This is a genomic window from Leptospira ilyithenensis, from assembly GCF_004771005.1.
In the GTDB taxonomy this organism is placed as follows: domain Bacteria; phylum Spirochaetota; class Leptospiria; order Leptospirales; family Leptospiraceae; genus Leptospira_A; species Leptospira_A ilyithenensis.
Window position 1 is genome coordinate 93,853 of the sequence record NZ_RQHV01000066.1, and the last position, 14,194, is coordinate 108,046.

Below are 14,194 nucleotides of genomic sequence, written 5' to 3' on the forward strand. Positions count from 1 at the left end.
CTTCATTATGAAAAAAATAATACATTACTTCGTATATAAACCGTTAGTTGCAACATTGATTTTCGTATTTTTGTTTTTAGCTGGCATCATCTCTGTTTTGTCTATGAAACGGGAAGCATTTCCCCGAGTGAATTTTCGCCAAGTGAGAATCTTGACCATTTATCCCGGCGCAAGCCCGGTGGATGTGGAAAAAAAAGTAACCATTCCGATCGAGGAAAAACTTCGCGAAGTGGAGGGTTTGGATTTGGTCAGATCCATTTCCAGAAACACCGAATCGGACATCAGTATCAAAATCGATTTGGAAAACGACAATCCCGACCAGGTGGTCAATGACATTCGACGTGCTGTGGATCGTGTGACAAGTTTGCCTGCGCAGGTGAAGGATCGTCCGATTGTTACGGAACAAAAAAGTTCCAACTTTCCAATTCTTGAACTTGCGATCCACGGAGCTGTCGATGAAAAGGAACTCCAGGAAGTAGGTCGGATCGTTGAAGATGAAATTCGAAAGGTATCCGGTGTGGGAAGAGTCGATGCATTCGGCAAACGGAAGGAAGAATGGAGAATTCGCGTCGATCCTATGCTTAAGTCTCGTTATACGCTTGGATTCTCCGACATTATCAACGCTATCTCCAAAAGAAATATCAGCGTTCCTGCCGGATCTTTTCTCAGACCGATCACACAAGACATTCGGGTGACCGGGGAAATCAACGAGATGGATGATATTAAAAATGTCCCCATTCGCTCCAATGAAACGGGCAATGCGATTTTACTTTCTCAAGTGGCTACTTTAAAAGACACCTACGAAAGACCCAGGATGCTTGCGATCTCAGGCGGCAATGACGCCTATGTTTTGCAAATCATCAAAAAGGACAGTGCCGATATCATCGATACTGTAAATGCGATCAAGCTCGCAATTGTAGAGATCAAAAAACAAATTCCTGCGAATATTCAATTTTCAGATTTGAACAATGAAGGGCACCGCGCGACAAAACGATTGGATGTTGTAATCACAAACTCATTGCAGGGGCTTGTGCTTGTAGTCATTGTGCTGATCGTATTCTTTAATTTGAGAGATTCGATTCTCACCAGTCTTTCTCTTCCTTTGACCTTACTTGGCACGATCATCGCCTTTCCTTTGTTTGATGTATCATTCAATCTGGTGTCCATGTTGGGGATTATCATTTCACTCGGGATGTTGGTCGACAATAGTATCATTATTTCCGAAAATATTTACAAATACCGCTCTCAGAATTGGGACGCAAAATCAGCAGCCGTACAAGGCGCAAGTGAATTGGTCGTGCCGATTATCGGTTCCTATTTAACAACAGTCGCTGCATTCTTACCGATGGCTTTTATGTCCGGAATCATGGGCAAGTTCATTTGGCAAATTCCTTTTATGGTGATTGTTGCTTTGACACTGTCATTGTTTGAATCTTTCTTCTTACTTCCCGTACGTTATTCTCTGTTCGCTGTTGAAGAGAAAAAAGATAAAAAATCGGGGATCAGAAATTCGATTCGGACTGTTTTGGAAACCGGTTTCGAAAGATGCAAAAATGCTTTCGAAAGATTCATCAGAAAGGTAGTCGCAAGACCTGTACTTACGCTCGGGATGATCTTTTTGGTTTTCATCAGTTCCTGCGGAATGTTGGGAATTATGAATTTCAACCTATTTCCCAAAGAAGGAATTGATTATGTAATGATAAAGGCGGAGTTTCCTCCCGATTATTCCGCGCAGGAAACCGCCAAACAACTGCAATACTTTGAACCTATTTTGAAACGTATCCCCAAAGAAGAAGTGCAAAGTATCATTTTAAAAGTCGGCATTCAACAAACAGATCCCACCGATCCTCTGACCAGGATCGGAGAACAACTGGGAATGGCGCAGATCATCCTGGTTCCGGAAACGGAACGTAAAAGAACGGCGCAGGAGATTTTCGGAGAAATCGAATCGGAATTGAAAATGTTGCCGAATGCCTTGAGCGTCATGGTAGAGTTAGTTGTCAACGGCCCTCCGATCGGATCAGCGGTTACCGTCGCGATTGAAGGCAAAGATTATAAAACGATCAAAGTCATTTCCGAAGAAATGCAATCCTTTCTTCACAAAGAAAAAGGTGTTATCAATATCCGCGATGATTACAAACCGGGTAGAGAAGAAATTCAAATTCGTGTCAAAGATACTGCTTCCGCTATGACTGGAATTGATACGGAATTGACTGCATATTATGTGCGAACGGCAATGGAAGGAATCGAAGCTTCCAATCTAAGAAAAGGAAAAGACGAAATTAAGATTGTGATTCAAAACGAAGACGGTCATCGGGACGGAATCGAAGACTTGAACGCCATTCAGATCACAAACAAAAACGGACTATTGACTTCTCTAACTGCTGTTACTACCAAAACGATTGTACAGGGAATCGAAGCGCTTTATCATAATGATTATGAAAAGGCGATCACTGTACTTGCAGACGTTGATGAAGCGATCACCAGTTCCAATATAGTAAATTCCAAGATCATCGAACAATTCGGAAACCTTGGAAAGAAATATCCGGGTTATAAAATCAAATTCCGCGGGGAACAGGAAGAAACCGAAAAGTCTATGGTGTCTCTTGCGAAAGCGGGAGTACTTGCCATGTTCGGGATTTTTGCAATCCTTGCAATCATCTTCAATAGTTTGACCAAACCTATCCTGATCATACTATCCATTCCTTTGGGATTTATAGGAGTTGTATTTGGGTTTTTAATTTCCGGCAAAGCATTGAGCTTTCTTGCGATGATCGGAATCATCGGACTCGCAGGGGTAATTGTAAATGCTTCGATCGTACTTGTAGATACGATCCAAGAGTTTCAGAAAAAGGGAGAAGGATTGTATGAGTCGCTTGTAACCGCTTCCGCAGAAAGATTCAGACCGATCCTTGTGACAACGATGACAACGATGGCAGGTATGATTCCAACCGCTTATGCGATCGGAGGATCCGATCCGATGCTCATTCCAATGACTCTATCTCTTGCTTGGGGGCTCGGATTTGGAACTTTCGGCTCACTGATTTTTATACCAGCGAGCTTTTCCGCCTACTATCGGTTAAGAGGAAGGAAGTAATTTAGCAGGGATATCTTTTTTCCCCAATTCTTTTCTCGGGGTTTTGTTTCGCTCATGTCTATATTTGGAGATTCCGATATAGACTGGCTTACGAACCCTGTTGATTCCACCTAACGGACGATGCTCGGGAAGCGCATGCCAAGGAGTAAAGGAAGCGTTTTCACAAAGAGTGTCCATTTCTTTGAAATCAAATTCCTGTTTTGGAATTTGAATTTCCGCCAGTTTGATAAAAGGAGACTCGCTTTCGTCCCATTCCACAGCCGGATCTTCCACAGGCATTGATTTCGGGTCTTTTTGCAATTGTACTAAAAAAGAAAAACAAGAACCGGATTCTTTAAGTTGTTTTCTCAATGTATCTCTCAGATAGTTCTCACCCGCATCGGATGGAATTTCAGATACCATGTCTTTACAAGGTTTCACCGAATATTTAACTGCTCTGTTTTCTCCCAATGCATAAGGAGTGGTGGACCAATATCTGATCTCCAAAGGGCTGGAAATTTTTTTGCCACGAATCGCTCTTACTTTTGATAAGGCTCCCAGTTTCCATCCGAAAGGATTCCATCCGAAAACATAAGAAGCGGGTTTGCCCGCAAATGCAGCTTCGAAAAGCGCCAAATACTCGTCAGGTGCCCCGATCGGCAAAATAGGATGATTGATCAGTAAAAAATCGTGCGTAGTTGCAGTAATTTCATCCGCTAATAATTTTTTTCCGGGAACATCGAAAAGTTTGATACCGATTCCCCGGATATCTCCTTCTTTATCGGACTTCGGCTTCTGTGCTCCGTTGGAAAAACGAAGTAATCCGGAATAGTTTTTCCCCGGTTGGAAAACTCCCAGTTTCAAAGACGGATCTATGTCTTTGTTTACTGTGAAGGAAGCGGCAACACAACCGTGATGTTTGGGGTGAGCATCTCTTTTTACCAAATCGGTAGAAGCATAACTTTCTTCCAATGATTTGAGTGTTAAGTCTAATGTTCGTTTGGTTGTGTCCTCTTCGTCAGGGAATGGGTATTCTTTTCCTAACTCCACATTCGCAGGAATCTTAACATAAGGTCCGCCACAGAACGGAAGAAGGAGGAAGATGAGGCTAAGTGCGTAAGGTGTAATCTGTTTCATTAATCTTCTAGGATAAACCCGGAAGATTTTTCTGTCTAGTCCAAAGAGGAAAAAATTACCACCAATTCAATACGTCTTCTGCAAAACCAAGGAAGTTTTTCAGTTCAAGTTTTTTGCCGGAATCCAAAACAACTGTCCCGTTGAAATGACCGAATACCTGGTGTTGAACGGATTTCATAATCAATAGATTGATCGACGACGATCTGTCTACGATCGGTTGGAAAGAAAGGTTCAATCTGTTGTCATTGCTGGTGAATTTCCATGGTTCCATATAGTTTTCCGTATTCATATGAAACAGAACCTCATCCAATTTATGAATTTTGTTTTCATAAATCAGTACATTTTCTGAAGCAGGGGAACGATCACTGAATCCGTAGCCTAAATTGAATCCGAAAGTTTTTTTGCCCAAGTGTCCCGACGCGGAACTCCAATACCATCTGTTTTTATAAGTCCAAACTCCGCGACCCCAATCCAACGCACCTAAATCTTGTTTGTCGTTAAGACTGTAATCGTTACCTCCGTAATAAAATCCGCCGGAAGCAGGCATACAGTTGATCTTTGTATTATAATAAAATGCTTTTCTATTTTCCTTCCATGAAGTGGCAATATTCATGGACTCCAGATCTTTCGGTTCTGCCAAATGAATTTCGCCTTCTATTCCTTCTTCTCCGTTACTGCATTCCATATGAGCGGATTCGAATTTGATCTTTCGTTTTCCGGGTTTCATCGTAAATTCCAATGTCAATTTATCATCTTTATAACTGATGACTCCGTTTTTGTTGGTGGCAGGGAATCCTGTTTTGCCCATCGGCAAAAGGGAAAGCGTATCGATTTGTTTGAATTTTCCCGTTTTCAAATCAATAAAACAAATGGCGAACATCCCCGCATAACCTAAATCTGACGCTGTAAACGTGATCCCGAACTCTTGTTTTGGAGAAAGGATGGAATAATAATCCCATTCTTTGATTCTCCATTTCGGAGATTGGATGGCGGCACGATCATATTTCCAGTAGGGGGCACGGGCCCAGCCTGCTTTTGTGAGAACTCCTTTTGCAGAATGCAGGGGAAGAGAAGAGATAATTTCTGTCATTCTGAATGATTTAGTAGATTGGTCAATATTGACTATAACAAATTTACCATCTTATTAAGAGCAGATTGACATAAATTTGAAAGCGGGATCATCTATCCATTTTCGTCAAAGATTACTTTCAGGAAAAAAGAACTATGAATCAATCCATTCCTAAATCTATACCGTATGACTACGATTATATTATCGTCGGATCAGGATTCGGGGGAAGCGTGTCCGCGCTCCGATTGGCTCAAAAAGGATATTCTGTTTTGGTCATAGAGTCGGGGAAACGTTGGGCATCCGAAGACTTTCCCAAAACCAATTGGTCTGTTCGCAAGTTTCTTTGGATGCCCAGACTTGGGTTTTACGGAATATTGAGAATGAATCTATTAAACGATTTTTTGCTGGTCAGCGGTGCGGGTGTCGGAGGCGGTTCTCTTGTGTATGCTTGTACTCTTTACGTTCCTCCGTCCAAGTTTTTCAATAGCCCGACCTATTCCAAAATGGGTGGAGAAAAGGAATTATTGCCTTATTACGAAGTGGCAAAGCATATGTTAGGTGTTACTGAAAATCCCAAACTTTGGGAACCCGATCGATTGCTTTTGGAAACGGCAAGAACTTTCGGAAAGGAAAATACTTTTAGAAAAACTCCCGTCGGAATCTATTTTGGAAATGAAAAACATAAGACGGAATCGAAAGATCCTTACTTCGACGGAGACGGACCCGACCGGGACCCATGTACTTTTTGTGGTGGATGTATGGTGGGTTGCAGGCATAATTCCAAAAATACTCTGGACAAAAACTATCTTTATCTTGCGGAAAAATTAGGAACTGAAATTTTACCGGAAACGAAAGCAATAAGTCTTATACCTCTCAACAAACGGGGGATAGCTGACCCGGAAGCAAACGGAGATTTCGGATATGAAATTTCTACAAAAAGCACTACGGGATGGTTTGGTTTTCCCAAACGGAAATTCAAAGCCAAGGGAGTGGTTCTTTCCGCGAGTGTCATGGGAACAGTCGGTCTTCTTTTGAAGATGGAACAAGAGGAAAAAATGATCCGCTTGTCGCCTAAGCTAGGTGATATGGTAAGGACCAATAGTGAAACCGTTCTTCCTGTGACTGTCTCTGATAAGAATGCGGATTTTTCCAAAGGAATTGCCATTACCTCTTCCGTTCATCCTGACGAAAGCACTCATATTGAACCTGTGCGTTATTCGAAAGGCTCCGACTTACTGGGAACGCTTGCAAGCGTAATGGCGGATGGAGGAGGAAAAATCCCAAGGCCTGTGAAATTTTTTTGGATCATGTTGACCCAACCGATTTATTTTTTAAAAGCTCATAATCCTTTCGGCTTCGCACAAAGATCCATCATTTTGCTTGTGATGCAGACGATTGATAACAGCGTAAAGCTTGTTCGGCGGAGAAGATTCGTATGGCCCTTTCAAAAAACGATGACGTCTGCTCTTTCCACGGGAGAGAGGACTCCTACTTATATACCCATTGCGAATGCATTCGCCCGCAAATTGGCTGAAATTGCAGGAGGGTTTCCTCGCAGTTCTTTGAATGATACATTGCTCGGCGCTCCCGTAACAGGTCATATCATGGGGGGTTGCATTGTGGGAGATTCTCCCGAAAAGGGAGTGATTGATTATGAAAACAAAGTTTACGGTTATGAAAATCTTTATGTATGTGATGCTTCCATGCTCACAGTAAATTTAGGAGTCAATCCTAGTCTTACTATCGCCGCATTATCGGAAAGAGCGATGAGTATGATTGCGCCCAAACAGGAAAAAACCGTCTCTTTTTTTGCCTTTGAAAAGAAGAGAAAATTCGATTCCATATTATTTCGCTCGCCGAAAAGAAAGCCGACTCATTCCATTAAAGGGAAATGAACTCCTTATTTGATTTCGTAAAGGCAAGTGATTTAGAAAAGATCCGGGAAGTATTTAAAGAAGATCCGAATTGCCTCAATTCATTGGATGGATTCGGAGTGACTCCTCTTTCCTGGTCGATTCGAAAAAAAGACCATGAGACTTTATCCATATTATTAGAATTAGGTGCTGATCCTCTTTTTCCTCAGAGAACGGGAGGATCTCCTTTTTTTGAAGCAGTATCTTTGAATGATTCCAGGTCCATCTCCCATTTAGGAAGTGCTTTGGCTGGTGCGAAAGAAAAAGGAATTTCCGTTAGTTGGGAAACACAAGGTGAATCCGGAAATACGATTTTACACTATCTGATTGAAACCGATCTGAAAGACATCTGGGATTTGATTTTGCCTTCAGTCCCTAATGATTTATGGGAAATGAAAAATAAAGAAGGATGGAATGCTTTTTTGCAATCGGTTGTTTCCGGAGAAGAAGGTTTTGTCTCCGATGTGATTCGAATTGCTCCCGGAACCTGTTTGCATGTGGATTCGGAAGGAAAAAACGCATTTCATCTGGCAGCGGAAAGAAATCTGGATTCCATCTTGCCTTTGTTAATCGGTTTAGATCTTGAAAGGGAAGCAGAGGATGAACTGGGAAACACTCCGCTACTTTCCGCATGTGAAGGAGATGCTACCGAGTTTATTATCGAATGGGTAAAGTTAGGTGTCAATCTTCTTGCAAAAAACTATGAAGGGGATACTGCTTATTCCATTTTGCATCGGGAAAAATACGGGCATAGTTTGAAAATAGCAAAAGAAGCTTTGGGAAAAGTATGGAAGGAAGCTTTGGATGCAAACGATGCATCCAAAATCAAAGAGATTCAAATTTTTGTAGCAGAAGAAAAACCTTTCACTACGGAAGAAAAATACAAATGGAAGATAGACTAAATTCTACTCCGTTTGCGGGGTCTTTTCATCCCCAGCCCATTTCGGTCCGTAATTTCCCTTTCTGTCTTCATGGTTTCTTTCGATACGGGGACTTTCAAAACTAAAATGTTGTTCTATATTCGTTTTGAACGGGGCATTTTCAGGAGATTCCCCGTATTGTTTCAATTCCCGCCAAACAAGAGATCCACGAGGGTGTTTGCCGAGTCTACCTTCAAAACTTAAAATCTTTTCTATATCCGCCGAAACGGTATGATTTCCATCCGGATCTTTGTCCGCTTTTTTGCCGATCCAACCCGGTTCTTCCCAAGCAACCAATTTTACAATTCGTTTCAAAATCATTTTTCTTGCATCAACGTAATGTGTTGTTTTGTTCAAGCCTGATCCGATTTTCACTTTTTCCAGTTTGCCTGCATCCAGGCTATCGGGAATGATGATGAGGGATTTTTCAGAATCAAATACGGGAAATATATCCTCCGGATCGGAAATCCAGTTGAATAAAAAATTTCCAGCTTCCAATTTTACCGTATAATCTTCATAAGCTGATGTCGGATTTCCTCCATCTGCACCTTTGTTTCCTTTTGCCACATAAAGTATCGGATGGGAATTCAATGAATTAATATTTTGAAATGAAGTGTCAAGTAACACATGATCATGTCCTGTCAGCATGATTCGTTTCGGTTTTCCCTCTTTGGAAACCAAAATGGAATAAGACTCCAAGTCTCCCTGGTGAACATTCCCGAAGCTAGTAGGTCCTTCGTTAAAATCATACCATATCCAATAGGAGATAACCATATCTCCGTCGGCTTCTTCATACCAATAATTCCAATTGTCCCGGAAACCGGGGAGAGCTTCTTTTTGTGTCCCCGAAACCGTAGACTTCGCATAACGAACATGATAGTAGAGATGAGTGTCGCCTTGATTTTTTTTCTCATCGGGAAAAATCATATATTTCCATGACTCTTTTCCAGTAGAATAACGACGGATATCATTTCCCGGAAGAGGATACTCCTCAGTGGAGTAATTCGGAAAATACTTTTCCATGTTAGTTGGTAATACTTTCTTATCTTTATGAAAAACCAGAATGGGAGAAAAAGTTTCGGCCAGTTTCTTTTGTTTTTCATCAGGGATTAGATTTTCCTGAGATACAAAATGAAACGTGTGATTGATGGAAACGTCCTTTGTATTTTCTCCATTGGTTACCCAAAAAGGATTATGGCCTGGGGAATACATTCCTTTGATAGATTCGATGCCTGTGAGTTCGATGGAGAGATGAGTCCAGGAAAAGTTTTCCACAGTCGGATGAATGGTAATGGAGGACGCGAGTCCTTGTGAAGGATGGGAACTTGAGAAAGGAGCCTTTAAACAAACAGGAAGATTTTTTTTGGGTTGAGCTTTGTAAGCTTTCAAGTCTTCGGCGGCACAGTTATAAATGCGAATGTGAAAACCCAATTTTTCCAAGTCGGGTTGCTTCGGTAAGTTATCTATTTTTAGATTGAGAAGAAATGAATTCGGTTTTGTTTTTTCTTTTGTCCATTGACCCGGTAAACAGGTCAATACCAGCAAACACACGCTAGGTACAAATTGAAAAAAAAGGATCTTGCAAGCTGGGTATTTCATCTGATTTATAATAATTGAATTTTTGGAAAAGTAAAATCAGAAAGAGAAACCCCTGTAAAAACAGGGGCTATGGGGTATAAGGAAATCTTATTCAGATTTCTTTTTTTTTGCTTTTTTAGCCTTCTTCGCTTTTTTGCCTTTTTTCTCAGCTTTCGCTTTTTCGCTCTTACCTTTTCCCGGCTTTTCAGCTTTCTCAGGTTTTACAGTTTCCGTTTCTTCATTTTGCATAGTAGGCTCTTCGTCAGCTTCTGCTGCTTGTGCGAAAACTCCGAAGGAGAAGAAAGAGACGACTGTGAGAATAGCTAGGAATTTTTTCATTTTTATACCTCGAAATGATTGTGGACTCAATTTGAGACCTGTCTTTTCTTTCGACAATATAAAATTTGTTAAAATTTCAGATTATTTTCCTACACAAAATTTGCTGAAAATACGACCTAAAATTTCTTCATTGTCTACGCGGCCATTGACTTCTCCTATTTCGCGCAGCGCCGAATTGATTTCTTGAATATAAATTTCAGCAGGAGCGGAAGATTCCAAAAGCCCGACTGCTTCCGCTAAATGATTGTAAATCGCTCTTATATGAAAACTTTGTCTTTCTTCCAAAAGAACCACATCTTCCAAAGCTTCCTTGGCACTCAGTCTGTCTTTTAGAAGGGAAAGTAGATCACCAAGCCCCTGTTTGGTTTTACAGGAAACTTCAGCGATTTGAAAAGATAAGGCTTTGCTGTCTTCTTCCCATTCCTTGCGGTTCCAATCCGAATGAGGGATGTCGATTTTATTTGCCACCAGAATGGAACCGGGAAGCCGGTTCCGATATGCATTGACGAATTCTTTTTGATTCAAGGCTTGCGAAACATCTATCAGAATCAAACGAAGATTAGCCGAATCTGCTTCTCTTTCGCTTCTTTCGATTCCTAAAATCTCGATTTCATCGGAAGTTTCCCGCACACCTGCGGTATCTACCAAACGGATGGGAAGACCGTCGAGTGTGATGTCTTCCGAGATATAGTCCCGAGTTGTGCCGGGAATATCGGAAATGATGGAACGATCCTTTCCGATGAGAAGATTCATCAGACTCGACTTTCCCGTATTAGGTGCTCCGAACAAAACCACTGTTGATTGTAATATCAATTTTTCCGCACGTTCCGAATTTTGCAACAAAGCGGAACATAAATCCCGTAAAGCGATCATTCTTTCTTTTCTTTGTTCCAGACTTTCAAAGGTCAGGTCTTCCGTAGAAAAATCAATTTCCGCTTCGCACTCTGCTTTCAATGAAATCAAATCGCTTCGTATTTTGGATGCGAGTTTGGATAGTTCTCCAAAAACATTTTTTTGAGAAAGTTCCAATTCATAACGGGAACGTGCTTCGATAAGTCTTCCTATGGCTTCGGCACCCGTGAGGGAAAGTTTTCCGTTGAGAAAAGCCCGTTTGGTAAATTCTCCGTGTCCTGCCGGGCGCGCACCCGTCTGAAAGATAGCATCCAATGCTTTTTTCAGAAGGATGGGATTTCCGTGTAGATGGAATTCTCCCAGATCTTCGCCTGTATATGAGTTAGGTGCTGGGAAAAATAAAAATACGATTTGGTCGAAAGGTTTTCCTTTGAAGATAAAATCACAAAAGATCGCCGATCTTTTGTGCTCTTGGAGGTAGTGTTCTGTGAGTGCTGTGTCGTTCTTGAAAAGTAGAGTTGTAGCTATCTTGATTGTATTTCTACCGGAGATCCGGAGGATTCCGATCGCTCCGGGTCCGCTTGCGGTAGATAATGCGGCAATTGTATCAATCAAGCTCTTCTGAGTCTGCGAAGTCTTCTACAGGCAGACCTTTTTTAGAGGTATCTTCCAAATCCTTGTACTTGTGTTTGTCTTTTGCAGAAATCACTCTGACCCGTTTGAATGTTCCGTTCCCTTCGGAGCGGGTGAATACTCTTTCGTCGTCTTGGATCGCCATGTGAACGATTCTTCTTTCGAAAGGATTCATCGGATCCAAAAGTTTGGAACGTCCTGTTTTGATTACGGAAGAAGCGATTGATTTTGCAAGTCGAATGAGAGATAACTCGCGTTTGTCGCGGTAGGATTCGATGTCTAAAACGATTTTGCGGTTGTGGCGGGTGCGAGGGTCAACCATCAGGTTCGCGAGAAATTGAAGAGAATCCAAAGTTCCCCCTCTTTTTCCGATGATCAGTCCTGATTCCTTGCTTGCAAGTTCTACGTAGATTTTTCCATCCACATCTCCCATTCCCACAACTTCCGCAGGAATCCCCATTTTTCGAAGGATGGTGATGATGACTCCGTGAATGATTTTTTCAGAAGGGATGTCGGTATTGGCAACAAACGCTCGTACTACGGCAGGCTTTTTCTGAGTGATCCCCAAAAAGCCGGACTTACCGGAATCCACTACTTCGAATTTGAGATCACCGGGTTCCAGCCTCAACGTCTCAAGTGTGTATTCCTCAGCCTCTGATTTTGTTTTTCCTTCTGCTTCAAATATGTAATTATCCATATAATCTTTCCTTAAATACTATGATTACTTTTTACGTTTTTGTTGGTTTCTAAAACCTTTCTTAGGGATCGCACCGTTCGAAGACTCGTTCAATTGATTGGCCGACTTAGGTTTGTTATCGTCTTTTTTGCCGAACTTGTTTGTATAAAACTGTTGGGCGATCGATAGAATGTTTTGCATTGTCCAATACATGGTTACACCGGCAGGCATGGACCAGAAAAAATATAACATGATAAAAGGCATCATGTACATCATCATTTTTTGGTTCGGGTCGGTGGAAACGGTAGTCATCTTGGATTGAACCACTTGGGTCGCAACCATGATGAGAGGAAGAACGTTGATGCTAAGTGCACCGATGAATATCAATTTAGGTGTGGTGAAAACAGTATCCGGTTCACTTAAATCCTTGATCCAAAGGAAAGGAGAATTCCAAAGATCCACAGTGTCAGAGAATGCAGTGTAAAGAGCGATAAAGATCGGGATCTGAATCACCATCGGCAAACAACCGGACATCGGATTGGTTCCGTTCTTTTTATAGAGTTCGATCGTTTTTTCTTGTTTGAGTTTGGGATCATCTGCATACTTTTCGTTCAGAGCTTTGATCTGAGGAGAAAGTTCCTGCATCTTTTTCATGGACTCCGCCTGTTTTTTGTTCAGCGGGTAGAAAGCGAGTTTGAATAGAATGGCAAAGATAACGATCGCCCAACCGTAACTCGGGATCACAAGATAGATTTTTTTCAAAACCCAAATGATCGCATTGCGAAGCGGAGTCGTAATACCTTGATTAAATGATTTATTGAGTGAATCGCTGAGTCCCGCAAATGGAGATTCTTTATTGATGATCGGATCGAACTTGCTGTCACGGAACGCAGTTCCGTCAAGCTCTCTGACTCCTACATAAGCTGCATAATCCAAACGGACGGATTCGCCCGGAGCCAATTTCCAATCGTCATAAGCTAGCAAAACGCCTGTTTCATTACCTTTACGGTTGTCCAGAAGAACACCTGCAGGTTTGTGTGTGAGCGGATCGAGAACGGCGATGAAGTAACGGCTTCCCGTTCCTACGAAATCGACTCTTTCGTTGATTCCTTTTTTGATTTCAAATCTTTCGTCTTTTCCGTCGCCGGAACCGAAGATGTTATCAAAAAATCCGATTGTGGTCGTGCCGTCTACGTGGTCTTTGAAAGATCCGTCCAAGTAGTAATAACGGAAATAATGCGCGGTATCCCGATCGTTGAATTCATCTTTGCCTTTTAGAATGGGACCTAGAGAACCGAACGATCGGAAGAACGTTTCGGAACCGGAAGACGCCAGAGTCACTGTTTCTTTACTTAGGTTCTTAAGAGTTAAGTTGAATTTGAAATAATTTTCAGTAGGGAAAAATTGAAATTTTTTCTGAATGAGATACTTGCCATCAAAAGACGGTGCTTCGAATGTAATCGTTTTGGTAGAAGCATCGTAAGAAGAAACAAAGTTGACTTTGTTGTATCCGGAATAAGGAATCCCGTCTTTGTCTTCTATGATATTGAAATCAAAACCTTCGAAGCGGGAAAGCTCCACGGCACGTTCGACTTGTCCGTCAAAGTTGATTTCGAATTTCGGATCTTTTGCGATGATAAAATCGGAACCGTCCGCTTCTTTATGATTGCGAATGTAATACTCAGTGATCCTTCCGCCAAGGCTGGAAAAACTGACTAAAAACGAATCCGTTTTGATATTGTAGGTTTTAATATCTTTTGCATCAACCGAAGACGGTTTTGTTTGCGCGTCTGCAGGAGGAAGATCTTTGTTTTTTGCAGCTTCTTTGATGTTTGCTTGATTCGTTTCTTTTTTAGGTCCGGATGTAACAGGTGTTACTTGGGCTTTGGGAACTTCCGGTTTCGTTGGAAAAAAGAAATAATTGATCCCCATCCATGCCGCGAGGCTGATGAATAGAGCAAGAAAAAGTCTGCCTTGTCTGGCTGTGGTATCGTTTTGCAT

Annotated in this window: 10 protein-coding genes; 3 read left to right on the forward strand and 7 right to left on the reverse strand. The window is 41.7% G+C overall.

All coding sequences use genetic code 11. The annotated features are described in order from the left end of the window. The first annotated feature begins 7 nt into the window (after positions 1-7). Entirely contained in the window at positions 8-3,097 is a 3,090-nt protein-coding gene (locus EHS11_RS19425) for an efflux RND transporter permease subunit (RefSeq protein WP_135766051.1), read from the forward strand. On the opposite strand, the gene EHS11_RS19430 is transcribed toward EHS11_RS19425, so the two are convergent. Both EHS11_RS19430 and EHS11_RS19435 read right to left on the reverse strand, forming a co-directional pair. Beyond that, positions 3,080-4,213: a catalase family protein gene (locus EHS11_RS19430; protein WP_135766052.1), complete on the reverse strand. Its 1,134-nt coding sequence runs from the start codon at positions 4,211-4,213 to the stop codon at positions 3,080-3,082. The genes EHS11_RS19425 and EHS11_RS19430 overlap by 18 nt on opposite strands. A 55-nt stretch (positions 4,214-4,268) precedes the next feature. Beyond that, positions 4,269-5,303 carry a DUF2804 domain-containing protein gene (locus tag EHS11_RS19435; RefSeq protein ID WP_135766053.1) on the reverse strand — a complete coding sequence of 345 codons (1,035 nt, stop codon included), beginning with the start codon at positions 5,301-5,303 and terminating at the stop codon, positions 4,269-4,271. Positions 5,304-5,437: 134 nt separating this feature from the next. Here EHS11_RS19435 and EHS11_RS19440 point away from each other — a divergent pair, with 134 nt between their 5' ends. Beyond that, positions 5,438-7,177: a GMC family oxidoreductase gene (locus EHS11_RS19440; RefSeq protein ID WP_135766054.1), complete on the forward strand. Its 1,740-nt coding sequence runs from the start codon at positions 5,438-5,440 to the stop codon at positions 7,175-7,177. Next, a complete protein-coding gene (locus EHS11_RS19445) occupies positions 7,174-8,097 on the forward strand; it encodes an ankyrin repeat domain-containing protein (protein ID WP_135766055.1) in 924 nt (307 codons plus the stop codon). Before EHS11_RS19440 ends, EHS11_RS19445 begins: the two co-directional genes overlap by 4 nt. A 3-nt stretch (positions 8,098-8,100) precedes the next feature. Here the strand turns inward: EHS11_RS19445 and EHS11_RS19450 are convergent, their stop codons facing one another. The 5 genes from EHS11_RS19450 to yidC form a co-directional block, all read right to left on the reverse strand. Beyond that, positions 8,101-9,714, reverse strand: coding sequence for a hypothetical protein (locus tag EHS11_RS19450; protein ID WP_167884508.1), 1,614 nt, complete (start codon positions 9,712-9,714; stop codon positions 8,101-8,103). A gap of 87 nt (positions 9,715-9,801) precedes the next feature. After that, entirely contained in the window at positions 9,802-10,032 is a 231-nt protein-coding gene (locus EHS11_RS19455; RefSeq protein ID WP_135766057.1) for a hypothetical protein, read from the reverse strand. Positions 10,033-10,113: 81 nt separating this feature from the next. After that, positions 10,114-11,499, reverse strand: coding sequence for a tRNA uridine-5-carboxymethylaminomethyl(34) synthesis GTPase MnmE (gene mnmE, locus EHS11_RS19460; RefSeq protein WP_135766058.1), 1,386 nt, complete (start codon positions 11,497-11,499; stop codon positions 10,114-10,116). Beyond that, complete coding sequence (gene jag / locus EHS11_RS19465) at positions 11,492-12,214, reverse strand: RNA-binding cell elongation regulator Jag/EloR (protein WP_135766059.1); 723 nt, start codon at positions 12,212-12,214, stop codon at positions 11,492-11,494. Before jag ends, mnmE begins: the two co-directional genes overlap by 8 nt. Before the next feature lie 24 nt (positions 12,215-12,238). Beyond that, positions 12,239-14,194, reverse strand: coding sequence for a membrane protein insertase YidC (yidC, locus tag EHS11_RS19470; protein WP_210413727.1), 1,956 nt, complete (start codon positions 14,192-14,194; stop codon positions 12,239-12,241).